26 protein-coding genes and 1 tRNA gene are annotated in these 24,933 nt (G+C 49.1%); 9 read left to right on the top strand and 18 right to left on the bottom strand.

Going from position 1 to position 24,933, the window contains the following annotated elements; translation table 11 throughout:
- Positions 1-12: 12 nt before the first annotated feature.
- Positions 13-516 (bottom strand): DUF1947 domain-containing protein, encoded by a 504-nt coding sequence (locus ACBZ72_03845; protein ID XES78014.1) that lies wholly within the window; start codon positions 514-516, stop codon positions 13-15.
- A gap of 89 nt (positions 517-605) precedes the next feature.
- Positions 606-1,349, bottom strand: a complete 744-nt coding sequence (locus tag ACBZ72_03840; GenBank protein ID XES78013.1) for an isoprenylcysteine carboxylmethyltransferase family protein — start codon at positions 1,347-1,349, stop codon at positions 606-608.
- Between the two features lie 249 nt (positions 1,350-1,598).
- Here ACBZ72_03840 and ACBZ72_03835 point away from each other — a divergent pair.
- Positions 1,599-1,676, top strand: a tRNA-Pro gene (locus tag ACBZ72_03835).
- A 97-nt stretch (positions 1,677-1,773) separates the two neighbouring features.
- Positions 1,774-2,589, top strand: coding sequence for a class I SAM-dependent methyltransferase (locus ACBZ72_03830; protein ID XES78012.1), 816 nt, complete (start codon positions 1,774-1,776; stop codon positions 2,587-2,589).
- A 177-nt stretch (positions 2,590-2,766) separates the two neighbouring features.
- Here the strand turns inward: ACBZ72_03830 and ACBZ72_03825 are convergent, their stop codons facing one another.
- A complete protein-coding gene (locus ACBZ72_03825; protein XES78011.1) occupies positions 2,767-3,222 on the bottom strand; it encodes a flavodoxin family protein in 456 nt (151 codons plus the stop codon).
- An 87-nt stretch (positions 3,223-3,309) separates the two neighbouring features.
- Here ACBZ72_03825 and ACBZ72_03820 point away from each other — a divergent pair, with 87 nt between their 5' ends.
- Complete coding sequence (locus tag ACBZ72_03820; protein XES78010.1) at positions 3,310-4,053, top strand: winged helix-turn-helix domain-containing protein; 744 nt, start codon at positions 3,310-3,312, stop codon at positions 4,051-4,053.
- Positions 4,054-4,158: 105 nt separating this feature from the next.
- On the opposite strand, the gene ACBZ72_03815 is transcribed toward ACBZ72_03820, so the two are convergent.
- Entirely contained in the window at positions 4,159-4,584 is a 426-nt protein-coding gene (locus tag ACBZ72_03815) for an OsmC family protein (protein ID XES78009.1), read from the bottom strand.
- Positions 4,585-4,715: 131 nt separating this feature from the next.
- Here ACBZ72_03815 and ACBZ72_03810 point away from each other — a divergent pair, with 131 nt between their 5' ends.
- From ACBZ72_03810 to ACBZ72_03800, 3 genes are all read left to right on the top strand, one after another.
- Complete coding sequence (locus tag ACBZ72_03810) at positions 4,716-5,600, top strand: PH domain-containing protein (GenBank protein ID XES78008.1); 885 nt, start codon at positions 4,716-4,718, stop codon at positions 5,598-5,600.
- 141 nt (positions 5,601-5,741) lie between these two features.
- Positions 5,742-5,936 (top strand): hypothetical protein, encoded by a 195-nt coding sequence (locus tag ACBZ72_03805; GenBank protein ID XES78007.1) that lies wholly within the window; start codon positions 5,742-5,744, stop codon positions 5,934-5,936.
- A 73-nt stretch (positions 5,937-6,009) separates the two neighbouring features.
- Positions 6,010-7,008: an alpha/beta hydrolase family protein gene (locus ACBZ72_03800; protein ID XES78006.1), complete on the top strand. Its 999-nt coding sequence runs from the start codon at positions 6,010-6,012 to the stop codon at positions 7,006-7,008.
- Between the two features lie 16 nt (positions 7,009-7,024).
- On the opposite strand, the gene ACBZ72_03795 is transcribed toward ACBZ72_03800, so the two are convergent.
- A complete protein-coding gene (locus ACBZ72_03795) occupies positions 7,025-7,504 on the bottom strand; it encodes a flavodoxin family protein (protein ID XES78005.1) in 480 nt (159 codons plus the stop codon).
- Positions 7,505-7,579: 75 nt separating this feature from the next.
- Positions 7,580-8,401 (bottom strand): TrmB family transcriptional regulator, encoded by an 822-nt coding sequence (locus ACBZ72_03790; protein ID XES78004.1) that lies wholly within the window; start codon positions 8,399-8,401, stop codon positions 7,580-7,582.
- A gap of 128 nt (positions 8,402-8,529) precedes the next feature.
- Here ACBZ72_03790 and ACBZ72_03785 point away from each other — a divergent pair, with 128 nt between their 5' ends.
- Entirely contained in the window at positions 8,530-10,869 is a 2,340-nt protein-coding gene (locus ACBZ72_03785; protein XES78003.1) for a hypothetical protein, read from the top strand.
- Between the two features lie 224 nt (positions 10,870-11,093).
- On the opposite strand, the gene ACBZ72_03780 is transcribed toward ACBZ72_03785, so the two are convergent.
- Positions 11,094-11,504 (bottom strand): hypothetical protein, encoded by a 411-nt coding sequence (locus ACBZ72_03780; GenBank protein ID XES78002.1) that lies wholly within the window; start codon positions 11,502-11,504, stop codon positions 11,094-11,096.
- A gap of 100 nt (positions 11,505-11,604) precedes the next feature.
- Here ACBZ72_03780 and ACBZ72_03775 point away from each other — a divergent pair, with 100 nt between their 5' ends.
- Both ACBZ72_03775 and ACBZ72_03770 read left to right on the top strand, forming a co-directional pair.
- Positions 11,605-12,681, top strand: coding sequence for a DNA double-strand break repair nuclease NurA (locus ACBZ72_03775; protein ID XES78001.1), 1,077 nt, complete (start codon positions 11,605-11,607; stop codon positions 12,679-12,681).
- The gene (locus ACBZ72_03770; protein XES78000.1) at positions 12,678-14,132 is read left to right on the top strand and encodes an ATP-binding protein; all 1,455 of its coding nucleotides are present in this window, start codon (positions 12,678-12,680) and stop codon (positions 14,130-14,132) included. Before ACBZ72_03775 ends, ACBZ72_03770 begins: the two co-directional genes overlap by 4 nt.
- A 394-nt stretch (positions 14,133-14,526) precedes the next feature.
- On the opposite strand, the gene ACBZ72_03765 is transcribed toward ACBZ72_03770, so the two are convergent.
- From ACBZ72_03765 to ACBZ72_03715, 11 genes are all read right to left on the bottom strand, one after another.
- Positions 14,527-14,970: an NUDIX hydrolase gene (locus ACBZ72_03765; protein ID XES77999.1), complete on the bottom strand. Its 444-nt coding sequence runs from the start codon at positions 14,968-14,970 to the stop codon at positions 14,527-14,529.
- Positions 14,971-15,028: 58 nt separating this feature from the next.
- Positions 15,029-15,643 (bottom strand): class I SAM-dependent methyltransferase, encoded by a 615-nt coding sequence (locus tag ACBZ72_03760; protein XES77998.1) that lies wholly within the window; start codon positions 15,641-15,643, stop codon positions 15,029-15,031.
- A gap of 157 nt (positions 15,644-15,800) precedes the next feature.
- Positions 15,801-17,120 carry an ABC transporter permease gene (locus ACBZ72_03755; GenBank protein ID XES77997.1) on the bottom strand — a complete coding sequence of 440 codons (1,320 nt, stop codon included), beginning with the start codon at positions 17,118-17,120 and terminating at the stop codon, positions 15,801-15,803.
- A gap of 1 nt (position 17,121) precedes the next feature.
- A complete protein-coding gene (locus tag ACBZ72_03750; protein ID XES77996.1) occupies positions 17,122-17,811 on the bottom strand; it encodes an ABC transporter ATP-binding protein in 690 nt (229 codons plus the stop codon).
- Positions 17,812-17,899: 88 nt separating this feature from the next.
- A complete protein-coding gene (locus ACBZ72_03745) occupies positions 17,900-18,274 on the bottom strand; it encodes a hypothetical protein (GenBank protein ID XES77995.1) in 375 nt (124 codons plus the stop codon).
- 60 nt (positions 18,275-18,334) lie between these two features.
- Positions 18,335-18,592 carry a winged helix-turn-helix domain-containing protein gene (locus ACBZ72_03740; protein ID XES77994.1) on the bottom strand — a complete coding sequence of 86 codons (258 nt, stop codon included), beginning with the start codon at positions 18,590-18,592 and terminating at the stop codon, positions 18,335-18,337.
- Between the two features lie 119 nt (positions 18,593-18,711).
- A complete protein-coding gene (locus ACBZ72_03735; protein XES77993.1) occupies positions 18,712-19,554 on the bottom strand; it encodes an ABC transporter permease in 843 nt (280 codons plus the stop codon).
- Positions 19,551-20,573: an ATP-binding cassette domain-containing protein gene (locus ACBZ72_03730; GenBank protein XES77992.1), complete on the bottom strand. Its 1,023-nt coding sequence runs from the start codon at positions 20,571-20,573 to the stop codon at positions 19,551-19,553. Before ACBZ72_03730 ends, ACBZ72_03735 begins: the two co-directional genes overlap by 4 nt.
- Entirely contained in the window at positions 20,554-21,120 is a 567-nt protein-coding gene (locus tag ACBZ72_03725; GenBank protein ID XES77991.1) for a PadR family transcriptional regulator, read from the bottom strand. Before ACBZ72_03725 ends, ACBZ72_03730 begins: the two co-directional genes overlap by 20 nt.
- A gap of 102 nt (positions 21,121-21,222) precedes the next feature.
- Positions 21,223-21,897 (bottom strand): UMP kinase, encoded by a 675-nt coding sequence (gene pyrH / locus ACBZ72_03720; protein XES77990.1) that lies wholly within the window; start codon positions 21,895-21,897, stop codon positions 21,223-21,225.
- Positions 21,898-22,012: 115 nt separating this feature from the next.
- The gene (locus ACBZ72_03715; protein ID XES77989.1) at positions 22,013-24,829 is read right to left on the bottom strand and encodes a PQQ-binding-like beta-propeller repeat protein; all 2,817 of its coding nucleotides are present in this window, start codon (positions 24,827-24,829) and stop codon (positions 22,013-22,015) included.
- Between the last annotated feature and the right edge of the window lie 104 nt (positions 24,830-24,933).

Raw genomic sequence — 24,933 nt, 5'->3', positions numbered from 1 at the left:
GCCACACGCGGTTTACTCAGTCGACAACTTGGCGAAATTCCAAACTTTATCGCTCACACAGTGCCGGCTTTTAACGACAGGTCCCTGCTTAATCCCGCGGGCTTCGGTTGAAGGGTATAGCGATTCACCTAGAGCTAACGGCTTGCCATGTTTTTCATCCACAACCACAACCACGTCGCCAGCTGCGAAGTCTCCGTCGTAGCGGACCACGCCTGGAGCCATGATGTCGGCGCCGTTGCAGACAAACCTGACCGCCCCCATATCCACCACGACTTTGGGCAGCCGCGTCACAATTGCCTCCGCCATTAACGTGGGAAAAACCAGTCCCGCGGTCCTAAAAAGCAGAGGCGTGCCGTCGATAAGCAGCAGGTCACCAAAGTCGGCTTCTACAATTTCCACATTGGCTTTTGCGCCTACGAGGTTGTCAAGGTTGAGTTTGAGTTTTTCGGAAGCTTGGGTGAGGATTTGTTTGGATTCTTTGGTTTTGAGGGTGTATCGTCGGTTTTTTTGGGGCATGTAACTTCTCCGAAGCGTTCTGCTAAAGCGTGAACGCGGCAAGCCTATTTAGGTTTCTCCAGACAAAAAAACGTGGTGGTTTGGGGAAGTTATGTCTGTGGGAAGCGTTTGGGGTTTGCCTGCTTCAAGGTGAAGTGGGGTTTGGTTAGCCGGGGCAGGAAGCCTGGGACACGGTTTTTGTATTGTTGGAATTCTTCGCCGAACTGCTCCTGATTGTCCATGTCTTCTTCTTTTGCCAGCCGATAGTACATGACGACCAGTACGGGCCAGAGCAGAAACGTGAATATGGTGGTCCACTCCAGGTTCATGCCCAGCGTGAGGAGCAGAAAACCCAAGTACTGGGGATGCCGAATTCGCCCATAGATGCCAGTTGAAACCAGTTGGTTGGTTGCTTTGCCGCGGTGGATGTCTCTCCAGCCAAACACAATAAGCAAGATGCCAGCGACCATTACGAGGGCGGTTGCGGGAAATATGAAGAACGTGAAGACTGCGTAGAACAGTTCAGGTCCTAAAACTCCGGAGAGTAGGAATTCAAGGGTGTAGACGTTGTTGTAGCCAAACGCCCAGGTGAAGAAGTACATGGTTAAGGGGACGCCGTACATTTCGGCGTATAAGCCTACGATGAAGGCGAGGTATATGCTGGCGTGGCGGCGTTTGACTTTGCGTTTGAAGGGTATGAACAGGAAGAATAGGCTGAAGAAGCCAATGTTTAATGCGACCAGCACCCAGTTGCTGCTGCTTAACCCAAACCCTTTGCCGCTGAGAAAATAATACAAAACCAAAACTGCCACTGCAAGTAAAGCAGCGGCAAACGCTTTTTTAAGGTCAAACATACCCTACTTCTCCAATTGTTCAAACTGTGCCTGAGCCGAAGCCCAATTTGTCTAGGATTTTCAGCGTAAAAAAGGGTTTTTGTAAAGGTTTTTTGACTAAACAGAACGGAAACAAGCGTGTTTTCTGGTCAAACTTTCTTGACTTAATCCAAGCGCCTCAAGAAAACTTGACAAGACAAGGGTGAACCTTTTTGTTGAGGAACACTTATGTTCATGTCTGCCCAAAGAACATAAACCGTAGCCGCTTGTGGGGCTGTCGGCTAGCATGGTCCAGGCTATGAGCCTCGGGCGTTCGTGACGGGAGTTCAAATCTCCCCAGCCCCACCACTTTTGAAAGCACACAATTTGGGGGTTGCCAAAGTTTATATAAAACAGGTAAAACCTACAAAGCCAGTAACACTCTAAACAACTGGAGTAATACTGCATGGCTATTGAAGAAATCGAAAAAAGCTGGGTGTCACAAAACAAGGATACCCAGTCGCAAGTGCAATTATGGGATTCTCAAGCCCAAGACCCAATTTACAATTTAATGCCGACTTTTCAGGACAACAAATTCCTGCAACTGCTGGACCAAGAGCACATGTTAGCCCAAAACTATGACGTGCTCGATGTTGGGTGTGGAGTGGGCGTATACTCCATGGCGGTGGCTCAAAAGGTGCATTCTGTAACAGGAGTAGATTTGTCCCCTAAAATGATACAGCAAGGAAAAGAAAAACTCGAAAAAGAACAAATACCCAACGTAGCCCTTTCCGTTCTGGATTGGAACGCCGTAGACCTTGAGCAACAAGGCTTCAAGGAACATTTTGATTTGGTGTTTGCCCACACAACTCCCGCAATCTGCAATGCCGCCACAATCAAAAAAATGAACGCTGCAAGCAAACGGTTTTGTGTAATATCCAACCCCAGCAAGATGGTGGAGCCGGTTTTGCAGCAGGTTCACAAGATTGCAGGCGTAGCTGATGATGAAGGAAACTGTGGAAAAGACCGCACCTACATCATGGGGATGCTGTTTGGGAATGGGTATTTGCCAAAGCTTGCGTATGAAAAACAGATTTGGGACATGAACCAAACGTATGAGGATGCATGCTCCTACTACATAGGCAGAACAATGATGGCCAAGCAGCTAACAGCCGATGAAATCAACAAAATCAAAGAATACCTTACAGTCATAACCAAAGAGGGCAGGGTAATAGATCAAATAGACACCACCATAACAACCATCTACTGGGAAAAACAGTAAACCCCTCAGCTGAACACACCCAGATTTGAACCGCAGCAACCCAAAGCCCAACAAACCTTTATACCTTAGAGACCACACTCAGCAGCACGCAAAGAGCTTCGAAAAATCTGGGAATTCACCTTTTGTTGCTGTCTTCCAGAAAAAAGAAGGCGCCGCAATTTACGGCGGCAATTGTTGCTAAGTTGCTTTGGTTTCTGCTGCGGCTTTAGCCAAGTCGGCTCCCAGTTTTCTTGCTTGCTGGGCGTCGGCGTCCGAAACTGTGTTGCCCACAGCCAGTCCGGGTTGTAGTAGTTTGGGGTTGAAGGCTTTTAGGACACTTTCGATGTTTTCCACGGCTTTAGTTTGGCTGCCGCCGCCTGTGGCAAATGCTACCATGGGTTTGCCGGCTAGCTGGTCACGAACAAAATACAGTTCCGTGAGTAGGGTTAGGGTTGGCCCAGACATTAGGCTGAAGTATGTGGGGGAGCCAATTGCGAAGGCGTCGGCTTGGGCGGCTTCTTTGGCGTCTATGGTTTGGGCTTTTTTGACCACTACGGTGGTTTGGGGTGTGGTTTTGGCGCCTTCGGCTATGAGGCTGGCGATTTTTTCGGTGTTTCCAGTTTTGGAGTAGTAGGCGATTAAGAGGTTCGTCATGTTTGTTTCTCCTGTATTGGTCAAGTCACTCAGATATTTTTATATAGTTTTAGGTAACAAAAATATACCAATTTGTAGAGGGAAAACATGACCAACCCAAACAACCAAACAATGCTAACCGCCATCGAAGAACTAAAAACCGAAATCAAAACCCTCCGAGCCGAACTAAACCGACTTGAAGGCTCAATCCTCAAAGAACGCATAAAAGCCGTCGAAGAAGCCTTAACCCAAAACCGCCGTCTCCTTTTCGCCAACCAACTCCAAGAAGAACTCAACGAAGACCTTCAAAACCTCACCGACGCCCAATGCAAAAACCAACCCAACTGCATAAAAAAATTCGCAGAAATCGCCAACGAAAACCTCAAAGCCATAAAAGAATCAAACTCCACCGACACCTTAGCCGACTTTGACTCCAAAATCGACCATGCAAAACAGATCACAGAAAAAGCCAAAGGAGCACCCTGTGAAGCCTGCCACCGAAATTTTCAGAAAAAACTAAAACGCGAAAAGCGGGCGTTCCAAACCGTGGTTCTGGTTGAGAAAAACGCCGAAGACAAACAAAACGAAGAACTAAACATAGCCAAGCTTGTGGAGGGGGTACTGGAGCCACTGGCAAATTCCGTGCGGCTTAAAATCCTGCTCAGCACCTACGAGGGCAAAAACAGCTTCTCACGATTAACCCAAATAACCAACCTGAAGGGAGGGCACCTGATTTTTCACGTCAAAAAGCTACTGGATGCGGGGTTGATTGCCCAAGAAGACAACAAAGGCGACTACCTCATAACCCAAAAAGGCATCGACGTGATGAAAAAAATTCTCTTACTATCATAGCAGTAGCAGAAACGTCGCAAAGAAAGGCACCGCATGCGTGGCAGTTGCCGAAGATAAAACGCCAAATAGGCAGCAATATGCGGTTGCTCGGGTCCGTCGTGGTGTTTAGGGGTTGATTTCGAAGGAAGAGGTTATAGGAACAGCTTTTTTTAGCATCCCGCCCACCGAGCAATAACTTTCTTCGGAGAGTTTGATAGCGGTCTCCACAGCGTGGGGGTCGAGGTTTTCGCCTTTAATGACGTATTTGAGGTGAATTTTGGTGAAGACCCGCGGGGGCTCGTCTCTCCTTTCAGCGGTTGCCTCAACAGAGTAGCCCGTGACGGTTTGGCGTTTCTTTTTCAGGATTGTCAGAACATGGAAGCTGCTGCATGCCGCTAAGCTGGCGAGCACGTTTTCCATTGGGGAAAGGGCACTTTCTTCGCCGCCGTGCTCTTTGGGTGCATCAAACCGCACCAAAAGCCCTTTTTCGTTTGCAGCCTCAAGGCGGAGCTGCCCCTTCCAGTCAACAATCATTCGTTTTGTAGAAGACATAGCCTTACAGTGGGGGTTTAGAGAGTAAAAGGGTTTTCTCAATAAACTATGTACCCAAAAACCTATCCAAACAAGGGAAAAAGCAGGCAGTATGAAACGACTATAATAACAACGCATACGTGAATAATGCAATGCCACCCGAAAACGTCACAGCTTACGAGCCTACACATTCCTCAAAGTCAAATTACTACGGAATAATCTTTCTTGTCATTCTTGCAGTTCCAATTGGAGCATTGATGTTTCTGTTTTTGCAGGGACCCGTAGCCTTCACTGCAGTAATGGGTTCGGTTCTGCTTGCGGTGCTTCTCCTGCTGGGTTACCTCACGTTTTCTGCAGGGCACATGAAATACCAGCTCTCAAACACACATGTTCAAGTAAATATCGGGTTAATCAAGAAAAAAATAGCCTACCAACAAATTGCGTCAGTGGAAGCTGCAGAGTTAAAGCTGAATTTGCGGCTGTTTGGAGCAAGCCTGCCCGGGCTTCATTGGGGCTTATTTCGAACCAGCATAGGCAATGCGCACGTTTATGCTACGAGAATTGATGGGGAATTTGTGGTTCTTACGTTGGTGGATGGAGAAAAACTGGTGCTTTCACCTGCACAACCGCTCCAATTTCTTGAAGCGGCAAAGGCTAAAACTGTAGGAGCCGTAAAGGGGGTTATAACAAAGCCAGACCTCAGCCGGGGGGCGGGCCAGTGGGTTGTTTACGCGCAGGTTTTAGCCGTCTTTGGGGCGTACCTTGTTTTTGTGGGTTACTTTTTTGCGGTTTATGCTGCCCTTCCAGAAACGGTGCCTGTCCACTTTGGGTTTGACGGCGTAGCCAACCGTTGGGGAAACAAATCGGAACTGCTGTTTCTTTTGGGAATCGGCGCCATATTTCCAGCAGTCAACGCAGTTTTGTCGTTGAAGTTTGGAAAACATGAAAAAGGCTTAACGGTTTTCTTGGGTGCAGTATTCATAGCGGTGATTGCCCTGTTCATATTCATCGTCAACAGCATAGCCGCTGCAGCATAACCCAAGCAGGAACCGCCCTTTTTACTTCATTCGAACTCGCGCTTTCAGTTTCACTGCTCCCTCCCCCCTGCCCAAGTGAGTCGCTGGGGCATGTTTCTTTTTAAAGAGATAGGCATAGAGGCAGTCTGTAGGCGAATATGCATGAAACGAAAAAACGCAACCTTAGTCACAGAAGATGACCTCCTCACAGACTTGGCATTCCACAATGTGCCACCTGCCTTGCTCATAGAGTTCTCCGAAAAAGTAGTGAGACCACGCTACGCAGGCAGCATAACCGCCGCAATCCAAGACTTATTCCAAAAAGCTCTCTTAGGACAAGAAGCAATTCTAGCATAGTTACGCTGCAACCACGCTGTCACACTGTTTAAGTTACCCCACAACCAGATATCACTGGAGACACTGTGAAAGCATGCCACAAAATCAGCAAATCGAAAACAAAGAAACACAATGGATAGTCGACGAGATTCCTGTTTACGGCACATTGACTTACCCAAAAAGCGAGAAAACATGCGGTGCAGTAGTGTTTGTGGCGGGCAGTGGACCAACCGACCGCGATTGGTGCTCACCTCTTTTGCCCGGAACCAACGGCAGCGGCAAGCTGCTGGCGGAAGCCCTCGCACATCAGGGGTTTTTGACTTTACGTTATGATAAACGTGCCTCGGGACCACATGCAAAAGAGGCTGCGATGAAGCTGAAAGGTAAAATCAGCATGCAAAGCCACGTTGACGAATTGGCTGGCGCCGTTAAAACCATAGTGGCTGAGAGGCAGGGAGATGATTCGGACTTGTTTGTGCTTTCCAGTAGCGAAGGCGCCATTCACGCCTTAAACTACCAACTTGAAGCTAAGCAGCACAGATTCAGAGGTTTCGTGCTCACAGGTGCCCCTGGAAGAGCCGTTGGTCAAGTGGCGCGTAGTCAGATTTTCAGCCAAGTCGCAGCGTTACCAGACGCAGAATCCACAATGAAGTACTATGACGCTGCCATTGCCGCATTTGTCGAGGGCAAACCAGTAGTTCCTGACGCGTCTCTGCCTGAGGGTATGAAACAACTGTTGCTAAGTTTGGCAACGCCATTTAACTTGCCCTTTGCCCGCGAATTATGGATATACAACCCAGCAAAAGCTATAGCCAAACTCGATGCTCCATTGCTGGTGGTTATTGGCAAAAAGGACATCCAAACTGACTGGCAAGCAGACGGGAAGCCCCTGGAAGCTGCGGCTGCCAAAAACGGCTTGGCAGAGTTTGTGTACCCAGAAAACGCGAATCATATACTGAAGCATGAAGAGACGCCCCGTGAGAAACTTGATGCTCAAGCGGCGCTGCACTACAATGCTTCCGACCGCGTGCTGGACCAAGAAGCTGCAGGAGCCATTTTTGAGTGGCTCAACAAGCAGACTTCAGAAGCGTAATTTGTTTTCTCGGGTTTTAGTTAAGTGATTTTTGCAGTTTGCTACACCAAGCAGCCACTTGCGCCAAGGTTTGTTCCCGCTTATCCAATGCGGAGGTAACTCCGAACTCGCCGACTAATTGTTTCGCCGCGAACGCCGTCTTCATGTTCTGCAACGCGTGTTCAGGTTTGTCTCCGCCTAACGTCACAAATAATGCAACAAGTTTCTGGGACAGGTCAGTGGTTTTTAGAAATGTCCTGATAGCGGGGGCTATTTTTCCTGCCCACACAGGCGAACCCACAACCACCAAGTCATAGACGCCGACGGGTTTGGAGACTTCAATTTCTGTGGGTTTTTCCCGCAAAGAGGCAAATCCGCCTGTCAAATAGGTCAGTTTACCGTCACGTTTTGTTTTATCCGTAACTTCACATAGATCGGCACATAGTTGGGCGGCGATGGTTTCTGCTATAAACTTGGTGTTTCCCGTTCGAGAATAATAAACAACCACACTCTTCATTGGTAGTCCCCACGCTACTATTCCTAAGCATTGAGTTATAATTTTTGCCTCAAACACCCAGACCGATAATTTGCGTTAAGTCCAACATTTACGGGGACGCGCCTCAGCCAAAGCTAAAGGTAACGCTTTACTCCAAGTTGAATCAAAATGGTCTTGAACCACAGCCACAAAACTAGGATTACTGGTCCACAAAGAAGACGACTGCGCCCAACCCGCAGACCCCAAAGTCAAAATTGAAGCCTCCAAACCATCAACAATGTTCACAACCGCCTTAGGAGGATACTCAAGAAAACGAACTTCCACACGAGCATTTTTTGCCAAATGCTCCAATTCCTTAGGCAATCCACCTTCTTCAGGACGCTCCGTTATCAAACGAATCCTCACGCCGCGGTCTGCCGCTGCACTTAAGGTCTCAAACATATGAAAAACCGCTTGAGAAAAACGCTTCTTAGAACTGATGGCGTCAAAGGTTTCTTGAGCTTTGGAGAGGGAGCGTTTTCGCCGCCGAACATCAGTTTCTTTTGGAGGAATCAAAACAAATGCGTGTTCTTGGGGAAGATGCTTTGTTTCTTTGGCTCGGAAGTTTGCCAGCAAGTGCCGCGTTTTTACACGGAGCTCATCATTTTCTTTTTTCCTGCGTTTCATCAGGATGGAAACGCCTTCTTCGATGGGTATGGCGTTGAAAAGAGTGGGAGAGTCAATAACAGTTTCAACTAACCCCATTTCCTGAAGGGCAGGCATGATGCGGTAAACATCCTGACGGGTGACCTGTGCTGCTGCGGAGATTGCTTTTGCAGACGAAGAACCTAAACGTACGAGTTCAAGATAGACGCGGCTTTGGCAAGAAGTAAGCCCCAATCCAGTTAATGTTTGCACGTACGTGTGTTCCAAAGCCATAACCCCTGCGGGTAGTGTGCGGTTCCATGGGTGTACGCACTGTTAAACTTTGTGGGGTGTCAGTGTGATTCACACATGCAGAAAATTAAATTTCAGATACTCATCTGTTTGATGCTGGAAAGAAATCGATGCACGCAGATGTGAACGGACAAAACGACAAAATGAAAAAAAATAAAACCCTTGTCTTAGTGGGCATTATGCTGGTTTCCTTCTCCAGCCTGATGCTGGAAATCTTAATAACAAGATTATTCTCAACTGTCATCTGGTACCATTACGCCTTCATTGCTGTTTCCGTCGCCATGTTTGGGCTCGGGTTTGGCGGAGTTTTTGCGCACTACATCGGAAGAAAAGCACCTTCCATGGAGATAGCAACGGTTGCAACCCTGACTTTCTCGCTTTCCATTCCAGCAGTGTTGTATGTGATTTTGCAGTTCCCAATTTCAGTCTACGCGTTATACGTGTTCTATGCCGTGTCTATGGTTCCATTCTTCTTCTGCGGCATCTGCATATCCTCAGTCTTTCAAAGCCAAAGCAAAACCGTCTACGCATTGTACTTTGCAGACATGATTGGGGCAAGCTTAGGCTGCTTCATGGTGGAGCCCGTCCTAGGACCACTAAGCGCTGAATCCGCCGTGCTTTTGGTCGGCTTAATCATAGCTGTGTCGGGAACACTCTTTGCATTTGCCACTAAAAAACGTAAATTCATAGCCTTCAGTTTAGCCGTGTTGGTATTGTCTTCGGGCATGTTAGCAACCAACGCACAGACCCTATGGCTAAGAGCAGAACCCAACGAAAGCAAATCCCTATACCGCGCCTTAGAGGACCCCTCACTCACGGACGTTTACACTGACTGGAACTCGTTCTCCCGAGTCGACGTAGTAGAGGGTTTCCCAGCGGGCAGCCCCATCGCAGCCAGCATCTACATCGACGCAGACGCAGGAACCAACGTATACCGCTTCAACGGAACGCTGAATGATGCAACTTTTCTTAAAGACATGATTTACTACACACCCTACACAATAGTGGAGGACCCCAAGCACGCGTTAGTTATCGGTTCAGGAGGCGGCGGAGACGTACTCACCGCGCTCCATGGCGGTACGAAATTGGTGACGGCTGTTGAGCTGAACCCTATCGTGATTGATGTGGTCAAGAGTCTTGGGGCAAAAGGCGGCGACATATACAGCTACGATGACGGCATCGCACCCTACGATGATGTGCACGAAGTGGTGGCTGATGGACGAAGCTACATAAGCCGCTCAACCGAACAGTACGATGTCATCGTTTTAACCATGGTTGACTCCTGGGCTGCACTTGCGTCAGGCGGCTACGCTTTAGCAGAAAACTACCTTTACACCCAAGAAGCCTTCCAGCAATACTACAACCACCTAACAAACAACGGCGTCTTAAGCATCACACGATTCATCAAAGAAGTCCCCAAACTGGTAACCACCGCTACGGAGCTTTTGATAGCGGAGGGGGTTGCGCCAGAGGATGTGGGCAAATACATGTCTGTGACCACTTGGGAGTATGAGCCGGGGCGAGTTGCGGCCTTGTTTATGCTAAAGAAGGTGCCTTTCACGCAGCTTGAAGCACAAACCGTGAACATAGAAACACTGGAGATGGGTGAAAACCACGCCGTCCTCCACGCACCTTACATTGAAACGCAGGAGCCCTACGCTGACCTCCTCACAGGCAAAGTCACCTTAGAAGAGTTCTACGCCAATTCCAACAGCCAAATTCGCCCCGCCACAGATGACAACCCCTACTTCTTTGACTTCGAAAAAGGCATCCCCGAAAGCCTAACGCCCCTGATGCTGTTTGCCATCATCGCCACAGCAGGGGTTTCTGTGGTTCCGCTAGTGCGCAAACGCTCCGAAGGCAAAGGCAAACTCGCCAAGGCAGCACCGTTTATTCTCTACTTTGCAGCGTTGGGCGCAGGCTACATGCTTATCGAAATCACGCTGGTGCAAAAGTTCATCCTGTTTCTAGGCTACCCAACCAGATCACTTGAAGTTATCCTGTTCACGTTACTTCTGTCCACCGGGGTTGGCAGTTTCTCAGGCAAATTCATCAAAACCAAGGATGCTTCTAAAACAGTGCTTTTTGCATGTTTAGCCATCACAGCCATAGCAGGAACGTACTACTTCATCTTAAACCCTCTACTAAACGCCCTGCTTCCCTTGGATGCCATAGCTCGAAGCGCCATAACAATTGCCCTAATATTTCCGCTGGGCTTCTTCATGGGCATACCTTTCCCCACAGGAATCAGCATCATCGCGGCGAACACCAAAATCAGTGTTCCATGGATGTGGGCAATTAACGGTGTAACTTCCGTGTTGGGCTCGGTTCTGGCAACGGGCATAGGCATCATGATGGGACTCTCGACAGCAATGCTACTGGCGTTAGCTTGCTATGCGCTCGTGTTTGTAAGCACGCTAACTTGGAGACGGCATCTGCAGCAACCTTAACGGAACAGGCGGCAACCGTAGAACGCAGGTTCTTTTGACCAAAACAAGCCACAAGTGAGTCGCTCGCCTAAGGCGTTAAACCGTGGACATTAATCTGAACGAAAAAATATGCAAACCTTCCCGAACAAAAGGGGGGTTATGCTATGCCAAAATCAATGTAGGATATAGACACGGGTGCCTATGTAGGCATTTTTGCCTATATCCTTCATAATTGTGTCTATTGTTTAGGGTGGAGGTCGTTTTTGGGCGTACTGGTACCTACGTGGTCTGCCGATGCGTGTAAGCACATTATCCTTAACCAGGTCCACCAATGCATGGGCTACGGCGGTTCGGTCATAGTGAAAACCTCGCCTTGCCAGTTCGCTATGCACGTCTTCTAAGCCTTTGGGCTGAGCAAACCAGTTTTCTTCCCAGAGTTTTTGGATGATGCCTTTGCAGGTTTCGGCTCTTGGGGGTGGAGCTTGGCGTTCGGTTGGTGACGGGACCGAGGTGGGGAGGTCTTTGAGGCGGGTGGTGACGGTTGCGAGGATGCGGTCGACGGCGGTTTGGATTTGGTCTTCTTGGGATTCGATTTCGAATTCTATGTCGCCGATTTTCATTTTGACTTTGATGGGTGGTTTTTGGGGTTCGGTCACGGTCTCGTCTTCTGCTGTTATTGTATATTGTATTGCGCATGATGTACAAGCGCAACATTTATTTACTGCACCAATAGATATTGCATATTGGTGAATCTTGGTGATTGAACAATACACAATAACAACAACCCCCAAATATAACTTTCCACAACCCACAACCGACACCCCCCTCCCCACACGCTTCATAGAACTCAGCATCAACAGCCTCCGCCAAGCCCACAACACAAACCTCCAACCCACCCCCCAAACCCTCACCCCCGAACTTCATCAAGAATGCCCCACGCAACTCCAACTCAAACGCACACCCCTCCCCCGCCCACCAAGCCACCAACCAACCCCCAGCGCAGCAGTCGACACCTCCACCATCAAAATCGGCGAAACCAAAACCGGCATCATCATCGCCATCCGCGGCGCCACCGTCCAACAAAAAAACCGCCGCTACCACTACACTCGGCTGGGTCCCTTCATTTTCCACATAACCGAAGAAAACAAAAACGCCGTCTACAGCAACCTCGAACGCGACTGTTTCCACACCCCCTACACCGGCAGCCGCCAAGCCACCCCGCCGCTGATGCAAATGCCCACGCGCCTCGCCAGCATTCTGGAGCGGTGGATGCAAAATCGCCTCGCTCGAACCACAAACAACGCCGTCCTGCTTTTTGACGGCAGCCTCATCTCAGGCACCATGGACACGCCCGTGCACCGCATGCGCGAAATCCTCACCCTTGCCCGCAGAAACAACAACACCGTTCTCGCGTTCAGCAAAGCTACCAGTCTGCGCGCCAACGGTTACCTCATAACTGACCTGCTGCCCAGTGGCGAAGCGCCTTACCTGCTGGAAACCACGGGGCTGCGGTTTAAGGCGCCTATGGTTCCGTTGGGTGATGTCTATGTGGCGCGGCTGCACAAAGCCAACATGGCTTTTCGCCTTGACATTGACTGCGAAGTCCCGTTGCAGAGCCGCTTTGAAGCCGTCGAGAAGCTGCTGGGCAACGACGTGCTCCAAAACAGCTACCCCGAGACGCTGCGGCTGGCGCATATTTTGTGTACGTTTACGGCAAATGAGGTTTTGGCGATGCAGCACTTCATCACGCGCCGGCACGGAATCCAAATTGTCAACCGTCCAGACATGCATCGACTGCTGTTTGGCCCGTTTGGCAGGGAGGGGTTTGCATGAAGCTTTACCGAAAAGAAGGCAACATCATCCAAATCCTCAGCTTCCCCAACGAATGCGCCGAAAAAGGCGACTACCTCATGGTCGAAGACACAGAAGCTGCCAAGGCGCTGATTGTGCAGGTGATTGATGTGCAGTTTGCCGCGGTGCCAGGTGTGTTGGAGGAGCTTCTGCGTACGTTGCCTGATGGAGGTGAACCGATTCAGGGCGAAGACATTGACCCGCTGGAAATCGCGCCCCACATAACCTACATCCAAGACGCAAGCTTGCTAGTGTGCAAAATCCGCGCCACCCTCGAAAACAACATGCTAAGCCCCAGCAGCAGCTGGCTGCCCAGCCGTTCCCAGTCGCTGATTCGGAAGCTGTCGGTACCCGCGCTGATGAAGCTGGCAAACGTGGATGGCAAGCGACCCATCATTTTGGGCGGAACCAAAGACTCCTCGCTACTCACCATCGACGCCACCGCCTTAGACGGCACACTAAACATCATCACAGGCAAGAAGGGCTGCGGCAAAAGCCACCTCAGCAAGCTGCTTATGGCTAGTCTTGTGGGCTACAAAGCCACTGTCGTCGTCTTTGACCTTAACGGCGAGTATGGCAGCATCGGCATGACCAACGACGGCAAACGAAACATATACTACGACCGCATCTACGCCCTCACGCCCAGCCAAAACTTCAAAGTCGCCATAAACCAACTCCACCTCAACGTCGTTTTAGGCATCCTCGTCAACGCGCTGCATTTGCCTGGAACTTCGGCGCGGGAGTTCAAACGCATCTGGAAACAACTCAAAGACCAAAGCAAACTCACCCTCGCCGAACTCCACGAAGCCATCCGAAACTGCAACTGTAACCAGCATGTCCGTGACGCTCTTGCCAGCCGCTACTTTTCGCTGGTTAACTCTGGTTTCTTCACTGACAACCTCACCGAAGCAGCCCTGCTTGATGACAGCCTGCTCAAGGCTAAGGACAGCGGCGGCGCAATCATCATCAACCTCAAGAACACCGGCAACATAGACCGCCAAATCGTCGTCGAATACGTCTTGGGCAAGCTTGTGGATTCGCTGCAAAACTGGAAACTCAAAGCGGTTTTCCTCTTTGCCGAGGAGGCACACCTGTACCTGCGGGAAACCTACTGGGACGACATCGTCACACGCATGCGGCACTTTGGCATATTCACCACGTTCATCACTAACCAGCCTGACACGGTGCAGGAGACCATCTACAGGCAAGCGGACAACATTTTCCTGTTTAACTTCACCAACGAACATGACTTGGATGTGGTCAGCCGAGCTGCACGCGTAGACGCTGAAACGGTTCGCAGCATTGCACGGGATTTGCCGCCGCACAACTGCCTTACCTTGGGGCGGGTTGTCCGAGACTTTCCCATGGTTACACGGGTGCGTTCGCTGGATTTGAAAACGATGGGCGAAACCCGACTGTTCTTCGCCTCATAGAAAAAACAACATTCAACAGTTGCAGGAGCCCTCGGCTCCCTCCTCCTCGGTTTCTGCATACAATTGCTATTAGCATCCAAATATGACCGCTCCAAAACTAGGCAAACGTGCAAATCACACCGCGTCCACGATGTCGCAGTTCAACAACCACCAGTGGTTCGCCAATTGTTAAGGCACATTTAAACGATGCTAAATTAGGCGCCACCCTTCATTCAGTTTAGCAAATCTACGCATTTTCAGTAGACATAACGATGGGCTAATGTATAGAACTACCTAGACATATGCAAACACAGCTATAAAATGCTGGCGAACTATATGGGTAATGAAAGCCAAAACGTGAGTCAAGAATTAACGGTATTGGATTTGATATGCTCGGCGCGTTCAAAGGACATTTCTATGTCGAGGTTATGCTTTGTAGTTTTGTTTGATTTTTGACAAAGAATCTTCTAAAAGAGGGCGTTAAATCGTACCTTTCTACAGCATCGACAGGTACCCATTTGAGTTCGTCGGCGTCGCTACCCGCCTGAGGCTCACCAGATACGGTTACAATGAAATCCACGATGACGTAGTGGTATTCGATTTTGCCCTCCGCGTCCAGATGCACTTGGTCAACTACATCGATAAGCTGCGGCTCTGAGGCAACTAAGTCGGTTTCTTCAAGGGTTTCTCTGATAACTGCTTCTTCCAAGCTTTCGCCAACTTCAACCACGCCGCCTGGAATGGTCCACTGCCCCTTAGCGGGTTGGTTTCCGCGCTTTTCCAAGAGCATTTTGTCTCCTTTGAGGATTACTGCGCCAACACCGACAACGGGCTGGTCCGGATAACGTCTGTTCACCATGAGTCTGCCTCTGCTGTAGAACACTTCAGGGGGGAGCTTTAAGTTTTGATGTGTAAAGCTATGTTTTTCTTAGGGTGTAAGCCTTAAAATGCACTGTTTCCTGTTTGCGGGGGTCTTTGAAGGTAGAAAATGGCAGTCGTTTAAGCAAAGAAAAACCGCAGCCAGATGCAAGAGGAAGTATCGCGTTTTCGTCGTGGCAGTAAATGTGGATGCCAGAGTCCACATAGGAGGTTTTTCCCTTTCCGTCAATTAGGGTGAAGCTGAAGGTGCCCTTGTCCTTTAGAACGCGGCGGGTTTCTTGAAAGAAAACGATTAAATCGGGAATGAAGTGGAACACGCCGCAGCAGATGGCATGGTGAAACGCCTGAGCCTCAAAAGGCCAGTTACCAGAGCACAAATCGTGTTTTTTCAGTTCCGTTGCAAACCCTTTCTTTCTGCAGACGGCGAGCATTTCTTGCGAGTTGTCCACGCCATAAATTTTCAAACCTGCCTTGTGAAAAAGCTTAGAGCACACGCCGGTGCCTATCCCGATGTCTATCAGTGCTTCTTTTGGGTTAATGTATTCGAAAGCCATCCCGAAGAGGACTTCGTGTGCATGTGACTCCACCTGCAGGCAGATTTGGTCATATGTTTGCGCAGATTCTGAATGCACTCTTAGGACGTCATTGGACATTGAACCACTTTCCGCGATGTAATCACAGAAATATCATGATGAGATGGCAAATAAACGTGCATACGTGGAAGCTTCACGGTTGCTGCAGTATCGGCTTTTTAGAAAAAGGTTGTCGGGGGGAATGAAAACCCGACGAGACTAAAGAGGGTTCATTTGGCTACTCGTATCGTAGGGCATCCACAGGCTTCAGTTTGGAAGCGCGCCAAGCAGGGTACAACGCGAAGATTATGCTTACACTCATACCAAACGCCAACGCGCCCAAGATAACTTGGGGCGTGAACACGGGCGTGAGGGTTAAGCCGCCGCCTAACTCAAACATTTTTGCCACGATGAAGCTGACAGCTTGCGCTAAGCCCCAGCCTCCAAGGACGCCCAAGACTCCGCCGATTAAGCCGATGATGGCTGATTCAGCAAGGAAGATGGAGAGCACGGTTCGGCTCTTCATGCCTAACGCCTTGAGGATGCCGATTTCGCGGGTGCGTTCAATCAGCGACACAATCATGATGTTCATTATGCCGATTCCCGCAACCAGCAGTGAAATTCCTGCAATGCCCGCCACGAACAAGCCTAAGATGTTTACGATGCTGGAGAGTAAATCAACGACGGCGTTGGGGGATATGATGGTGACTTGGTTCTTGAAGTAGTCGGTTATGGCTTTGGTGGCTTGGGTTACGGTAGCGTTGTCGCTGTTGGCAAGTTTCACGATTATCATGCTGGCTTCGTCAGTTCCAAAGAAGCTTTGAGCTTGCGAAAGCGGGATGTAAACGCCCGTGTCGGAGGGGCCCACAAAGCTGAATCCGCCTATTTTTTCCAGAACAGCAGAGATTTGTCCAGAGTATGTTTCGTTTGCGAAGCTAAGTTGGGTGACATTTGTCCAGATGAGGTCTGCTTGGTCTCCCGCGTTGAAGAGTACGGTGCCGTTAAGTCTGGGGTCACTTACCCGTGCGCCAATCACGATGTCTGTGTCGGAAGGATTCAGGTTTATGTCTCCGCTGGCAGCTTTGAAGGTACTGCCATAAACGCTGTCGTAGGCTTCAAAGTCAACGCCAACCAAGTTGGTAACTTGCCGTGTGTCGTCACCTGATTGCAGGTAGCCTGACTGCTGAATGATTGCAAACGAGGAAACGATTCCTGGGTCCAGCGTTGAGTTGAGGTCATTGGTGTAATTGAGGTATAGCTTGAAGTTTGAACTGGATGCACCTCCGCCGCCTAAGCCGCCTTCTGCGTCACTTTGACCACCATTACCGCCAAAGCCGCCTCCACCTCCAAGACCAGAGTTGGTGGTTATAATGAGGGTGTCAGTGGCTAAGCCTTGACTAAGTTCGCTAGTTATGGTGCTCTCAACCCCCTGTGTAATGCCCAGCAACGCAACAATGGCGGCTATGCCTATGACGACTCCTAGTATGGTGAGGGCAGCGCGGAGTTTCCGCAGTTTAATAGCGCTTAACGAGTAAGAGAAAACGTCACGTGCCTTCATATCAGTTCACCATATCCGAATCGATGCGCCCATCAAAAACTTTGATGGTACGTTTTGCTTCTTTGGCTAGGTTCTGGTCGTGTGTTACCATGATTATGGTGACGCCATCTTCGTTGAGTTTCTTGATTAAAGTGATGACTTCTTGGGCAGTTCGAGAGTCAACGTTACCCGTAGGCTCATCCATCAACAGAAAACGCGGATTATTCGCCAACGCCCGAGCAATAGCAACACGTTGCTGTTGTCCCCCGCTAAGCTCGGCTGGTTTATGATCCAGTCTCTCTTTTAACCCAACGGTTTCAAGAAGTTGTTCCGCACGCCGTTTCCGTTCACCATTGCTTAAACTTGCAATAGACATAGGAAGCTCTACATTAGCTCTTGCGGTGAACCTTGGAATCAGGTTAAAAAACTGAAAGACAAAACCAATTTTGTGACGTATCTCTGTAAGCTGGTTATCATTCAGAGTTGAAACGTCGACGCCATCTATAAGCAGCTTACCTGAAGTGGGCTTATCCAAGGCGCCGATTAGGTTTAGGAGGGTGGATTTGCCGCTGCCACTTGGACCCAAAATGGAAACGAACTCGCCCCGTTCAACACGAAGATTGATGCCGCGGAGAGCTTCCACTGGGATTTTTCCAAGCATGTAAGTTTTTTTGAGGTCGGTTATTTCGACAACAGGAGTCGTCGCTGACATTTTCTTTCACGTCCTTTTTTGCTCAACAGTTTCTTGCGTTTTAATAAAGGGTATCTCACGGAGCATATACACCAGAGATGAACTGCAGTTACTCAACGCTTTGAGGAGAGATTGCTTCAGGCTTGTCCGTGTCAAGCTTTGAAGCCATAAGTTTCTCTTCTAAACTGAGCAGTTGTTCTCTTCGGTGCTCCCATTTTCGTAAGAAACGGTACTGTGCCATCAAAGCACTTATGCTGTAAATTAAAAAGGTTGCTAGAATAAAAGGGAATATGAAAACAAGGAAGTCTACGCCCATTCGCAGGGCACGGAAAAACAACAAAATAAACGTGGCAAGCAACGTGCTTAAAATGGTGAGGCTAATCAGCGTGCCCCGTTTGAACCTGTACCACTCTTTGTTGAATTCACTAAGAAAATCATGTAACGTTTTCACGGGGTAAATTTGTTCAGGTTCATTTTCCGTCATTTGTTTTCATCTCCTTGTTTCCATGCGGCAGTTATATAGATGATGCACCAAAGGTGAAACCTAAAGCAAAGACGGCAAACTGTCCCGCAGGTTGGAGTAGATTTTTCGTCCATCCGCCGTCAGTAAGATTTGTCCTTTAGAGGTTTCGGATACAAACCCCCGTTCCCGAAGGTACGTTAAATGTTTAAGGAAATCGTCATAGGAAACGTCAGTTGCTTTTCGCCAAACGTGAGTGCGCAGTTGAGGCATGTTGGCAAAGAAAAGGAACTCTAGGATTTCGAACCGAATCTGAACTGAGCCTTTTCTTTTATCAGTCATTGTTGCACCTTTAACTGAAGTTTACCGCGTTAAACTCAAGCAAATGGTTCATTATTGAGAGAAGTAGGTTTAAAACGTTAGCCAAACAGAGGGCTCCCAAAAACAAAGAAAAGAAGAGGTTACTTGTTGAGGTATCTCCAGGAAAGCACGATGCAAATTGCAGTTACAACGACCGCGAAGATTCCAACGAACGCGAAGTCCAAAGGCAGTTGACTGTAACCGTCGCTGAATATCATCAACCGCCGTACCCCGTCAATTGCATAGCTAATGGGGTTAGCGCTGGCGATTACCTGCAGCCAACTGGGCATCTGGGAAATCGGGAAGTAGGCGCTGCTGGCAAACATCAAGGGCAACGTAACCAACTGAATTATGGCTTGGGGCGTTTCCATGCGTGTGGTCCGCAACGTAATCGCCGTGAACATCGAAGATAATCCAAAGCTGATGAGGAACACGAGGGCAAAGACTCCAAAGACGCTAAAGACTGTAAAGTTTGCGCCTAACTGTAGTCCAATGAGGTAGGCTAAAGCTGTGACGATGCCTGCTTGGAACATGGAGCGGATGCTTGCGGAAAGCACTTTGGAGAGGATTATCACGGAACGCGAGACGGGGGTGCTTAGCACTTTGCTCATGAAGCCCAAGCGCTTGTCGATGACAACGGAGATGCCGACAAACGCCGAAGTGAAGACTGTGGTGAACGCCACCATGCCCATAGCCATGTAGGAGAAGTAATCGCTGGTTCCGAAAGTGTTCTGCATGACCAACGCGGGGTTCACGCCGGGTATGTTGGGTATTATTGAGCCTATGTTCATGGCTTTGCCTAAGAGAGTCAACCACAGAATCGGCTGAATAATCCCCATCACAAACACGACGGGGTTCTGGTACCACTTTTTGAGGTCACGATTCGTTAAAGCCCACAAGCCATGCAGGCGATTGCTGGAAACGCGGGTTTCTATGTCACTCAACGTCTTGCCCTCCGCACCGCCATTCTTTGTCGAGCCACGTTTTCACGGGACTCCTCGGCGTCACGCATGGTTTTGCCAGTGTACTCTAAGTAGACATCGTTTAGGGTTGGCTTGTTTAGGAAAAGCTTTGTAACGACATACCCATTCTTACGTAGCGCTTCGATGATTAGGGGTGCAGTGGCTTCGCCGTTTGCAGTTTTTATCAAGTAGGAGCCGTTTTCTTTTTTGACTTCTTTGACATGCTCAAGTTTGCTGATGAGGTCAGTTATGTCGGCGTCGTTTTGGATGGCTAAGGTTATGATGTCTCCGCCTAGGCTGTCTTTAAGCTCAGCGGGAGTGCCGGTTACTATAATTTTGCCGTGGTCAATTATGGCGATGCGGTCACAGAGAGCGTCAGCTTCCTCTAAGTAGTGCGTGGTCAAGAACAGCGTCATGCCAAACTGTTGCTTAAGCATCTTGACGTAGTTCCATGTGGCAGCGCGAGTCTGCACATCCAACCCCAAGGTGGGTTCGTCAAGAAAGAGCACGTTGGGCCTGTTGATTAAGCCGCATGCAAGTTCCAGTCTACGCCGCATGCCACCCGAGTACGTCTGGACCCGTTTATCCTTAAATGCCGTCAACTCGACCAGCTGCAATAGGTCCATGGCGCGTTTTTTGGAGACGGAACGGGGAATACCGTAGAGGTCGGCGCAGAGCAGGATGTTTTCGTAGCCGGTGAGGTCTTCGTCAGCGGTGTATTCTTGGGGAACCACGCCTATGGCGCTTCGGACCTTGAGGCTTTGGTTGGCTATGTCGCCGCCCAGAATGGTGGCTTTGCCGCTGGTTGGCTTAAGCACGGTGATGAGCATGCTGATGGTGGTGGTTTTGCCTGCGCCGTTTGGACCTAAAAAGCCAAAGATTTCGCCGCGTTTAACGCTGAAGTCTATGTGGTCAACGGCTGTGAAGGTTTTGTTGAAGACTTTGGTTAAGCCTTCAACTTTAATTACGTCTTCAGCGGAGTCAACTTGTGTTTGGCTCATGTTTTGGTTCGCCTTTTATGGTACTGTTGATTTGTTCCAGTTTCGCTGAGGCACCATCAATTATCCGCAAAGCTTCCTCCAATGCTTGCTCGGAATAGGTCTCTTTGAGGTTGTGAGCCAAGTTGAAGGTGGAATTTGCAAGGCGTTTTATGGACTTTTGGACTTGTTCGGTTTTTTCGTCGGGCATCCCCGTGAAGAAGCGGTCAAAGAAGGGCTCTAAGAAGAAGCCACCGTCCTCACGGAATTTGCTTCTCACCTGAACTTGTTCTTCAAGAAGAACTTTGCCGCTTGGGGTCAGCTCGTAGCGTTTGAGCCCGTTTTCAGTGGGGAGTTCTTTTATGTATCCGTTGTCTTGGAGCCATGAAAGCAAGGGGTAGATTGAGCCGGGGCTTGGTTTCCATCTTCCGCCGGTGTTTTTTTCGATGTGCTCCATGAGTTCGGAGCCGGACATGGGTTTCTCGTTGAGGGCTTCAAGGACGTGGTATCGTATGAAGCCTTTGGGAACCATGGCGTTGTGTCGCATCCAGTTTCTTTTATGAGGGAACATTTCACATCACTATTGATATTACATTAGATATCAAAGGCGATATCGCAAGTGATATTTAAGGTTGTTGCCGCCAAGAAACAAAACTGCAATAAAAAAGACTATTTAGTCGACGACAGTTCCGACTTTTTCGCCATTAACCGCCGCCAAAACGTTTTCAGGTTTAAACCCGTTAACCACCATAAGCTTGACGTGTTTGCGTTTAAGAATTTTCGCGGCTTCAGGGTCGATGATTTGGTGAATCCCCGCCGTGTGAACCGTCTCCGAGAGCACACCCTGCAAATCCTCAAACTGCATATGATCCAGCTTCACTGCGTCGGCGAATTTTCGGGGGTCTTTATCGTAGATGCCATCTTGGTCGGTGCCCTTAAGCAGCAAATCTGCCTTAACATGCTCCGCGACCATAGCGGCGACGGCGTCCGTTGTGATGCCAGGTTTTAATCCACCCATAACCATGATTTTCCCCGTGTCTAAACACGCCGCTGCTTCCTCTAAGGACACAGCCACTTTGCCGCATGCCAAGCCACCAAGCTTCTTCAAAAAAAGCTGCGCAAACAACCGAGAAACGCTTATGGCAACTTCATCCTGCGCCTGCATTTCTAAACCCAAGTTTTTAGCGATTTGAATGAACTCCCGAGCCATTTGTCCTCCGCCTGTAACCACGGCAACCTCGTGACCCTGCATTTTCAGGGTTCGAAGCAGGTCAGCGTATTTGTTGATAAGGTCAGTGTTAATGGGTGATGCGACAACTGAGCCGCCTATTCTGAGCACTATACGCATGAATTTGTCTCCGTAGACGCGTAGGCGCAGAGAAATATAAAGCGACTGATGTTTTGCAGAGAAAACAGGTTTTGAGCGTTAAAACAAAAAAAGAAAGAAAGGGTTGGTTGTTGGTTTATTTGCGTCTTCTTAGGACGAGTGCTGCGGCTGCGATGACTACGACTATGACGACTGCGGCGATTGCAATGTAAACTTCAAAGGCAGGCGCATTACCAGGCGAAGTTGCAGTTGTAGGGGAAGCTTCAGGAGTTGCAGAGACAACGGGGGATGAAGATTGACTGGGGGTTGCAGTTGGATTCACAATGGGAGCAGCAGCAGTAACGCCTAGAGCTGTCTGAGCAGAAGAAGGACCATAAGAGTTAGTGCCAGCAAACTCTGCAGTGATAACAAACTCACCTTCCGCCGGAGGAGTCCACAAATAGTGGAAAACACCACCCGTACCAGTGCTAGTCACCTGAGCAATTTCAGCAGTAACACCATTACAGTCAGTAGCAAACAAAGTCACCGGAACACCAGCAATGTCAGTTGGCTTATCAACACTGTGCTGAACCAAATACTCCATCTGAACACCTTGATCCGCATCCGAAACAGCAGGAGTACCCATCAAAGCCTCAAGCGGAGTCTGATCAGTAACTGTTCCGACGATTTCAACACTGCTACCTAAGGAGACAACGTTGTTAGTTATGTCAACGGTGGTTGCGCTAGGACCAGGACCCATAGCATAAATCTGCATGTCATTGTAGTTTAGCCAAGTATAGTAACCATCAGCAACCGCACTGCTCTGCCAAGAACTAACACCATAAATATCCCACAGCAACTCACCAGTAAACGCATCAATACAACGAGTCTTAGCCCCACGATACGCAGGCGAATCCAAAGAATGCTCTTCCTCAACCAAGTACACCTTGCCATCAGCAACAGCAGCCACCTGAGTGGGATAAACGCCGTAGACAGTTTCTGCAGTAAAAGTACTATTATTAGGGTCATTGATGTCATTACCGAAAGTAAAGTCCACATTACCCGTCTTCAGATCATACGCATAAACCGTACCGCCGTAGCCAGCAACATACATGTGACCATAGCCCACACCAATCGGACCAGTCAAACCAGTAGTACCAGTGTAAAAGTTCCACTGATTCTCAGAATCCGTAGGACCCCAAAGCTGCTCACCAGTCAACAAGTCATAACCAACCCACTGACGAGTCTGCTTATAGTACAACGTAAAAACGTTATTCTCACCATCAGCAGGACCAATGTTCACCGTAATGTTACCCTCCGGAGCAGGATAATCCTTAAGCCACAAAACCTCACCCACATCACCACGTGAAGGATCAAGATTAATCGCCCACAAAGTGAACGGATTAGGAGTGCCAAGAATACCCGCAGAAGTACCAGGAGTCTGCTGCAAACCAGAACTCTGACCAAGAATAACATTACCCGGAAACACACGAACAATCGCAGGAGGCGCAGTATAAAGACCAGTAGCCGCATCATAATAGGTGGTCACACCAAAACCGCTACCACCAATCGGAGAAGTCCTAGAAGGTAGAGTCTCAGACAAAGTCACGTTATAGTCATAAGCAGTGCTCATGTTCCAGTTTCGGTTGCCAGGCATCCATTGGGTTACGCCGCCGCTTGCGTCGTTGCCGGGTAGTTTAGTGTTGTTCCATTGCCAGAGGTAGGAAGCTGAGCCGTCTTCGCCGCCGATGTTATAGATAAGCCACTCACCGTGAGGTCCATATGCTTGCGTGCCAGAAGGAACATTAGTCAAATTGAAAAGCACTTTACCAGTCTGAGGGTCAAGAGCAACCCAAGCAGCAGCATCAACTTTGGCGGTGCTGTTGGTGACTGCAGGGGTTATTGCTAGGTTTGTGCCGACGGGGTAGTTGTCGCTTAAGGCTGCAACTGCATCAGCGCCAGGATTAGTGATTCCAGTGCCAACAGCCCGGCCACTAGCCCACAAGTAAATACCTGTGACACCGTGCTGGTTAGGCGACTCAAAATCATAAAGCTGACCCATCATAACCGTACTAAAGTCAGGATTCACCCACAAAGTCTCACCAGTACGCAAACTAACACAAGCAACACCATTACCGCTGATTGCGTTGTTAACTGGGAGGCTGAAGTAGACGTTGCCATACATGATGATTGGATAGCTGAATTTTAGTTGGTATTGTGTGCCTGAGTAGAAGCCGATGTCAGAGACAATTGCGTTGCCGCCTCCGACGATGCCGCCCCACGAAAGTGGGTAAGTCATGGAGACGTGAGCAGTGCTTGGTGCCCAGCCGTAGGGGTTGTATTTAAGGTAAGTAGCGCCAAAAATACCGCCGTTGCCAGTTGAGCCTAGCCAGGCTGAACCAACCTGAGCCCAGTTACGGTTGTTCTCGTTGATTGGCCGCGTCCAGTAGCTTACAGGCAACTGTGCTTCTTCGAAGTGAGGCACTGCATCAGGCTGAACAGTGAATGTAGTTGTCACATGTCCGGCAGAGAAGGTATCGCCGATGTAAACGCTGTTTGAACCATCAAGACCAGTATAACCTGCCCGCTCCAAAACCTGAGCAGGAAAACTAAACTCAACAGTATAAACACCAGTCATGTCCGGAGTATAAAGCGCATAACTCGAACCCACAGGATCCGAAACACCATCACTCAAAACATTAACCGTCGTACCATCAGGCTTAGTGACGTCAACCTTAAAACCAGTCCAACGATCACCAGCATTACCCGACGCCGTAGGCGGAGGGATATCTGCCCAAATAACAATAGCAACCGGCTGATTCACACCGACAGGATTAGGAGCAGCAGAAGCAAAAGCATACCGAGTAATATTCCAAGAAGGCGAATGCGCACTGGCGGTCTGCAGTGAGAATGCGGGGAAAGCGATTATAGCTAATAGCAGAAGCGAAAGCGTAGCTAACTTAATCTTACTCATCGAAATTTTCATTCTTATCATTTTCTCCTATTTAGGGTAAAAACGGAGTAACTACAAGACATATATAAGAATTGCCGTAATTAGAGCTGAACGAAGCAAAAATT

The organism is Candidatus Bathyarchaeia archaeon (genome assembly GCA_041447175.1).
In the GTDB taxonomy this organism is placed as follows: Archaea; Thermoproteota; Bathyarchaeia; order Bathyarchaeales; family Bathycorpusculaceae; genus JADGNF01.
Note: the sequence above shows the minus strand (reverse complement) of the source record. Positions and strands in the feature narration are given on the sequence as shown.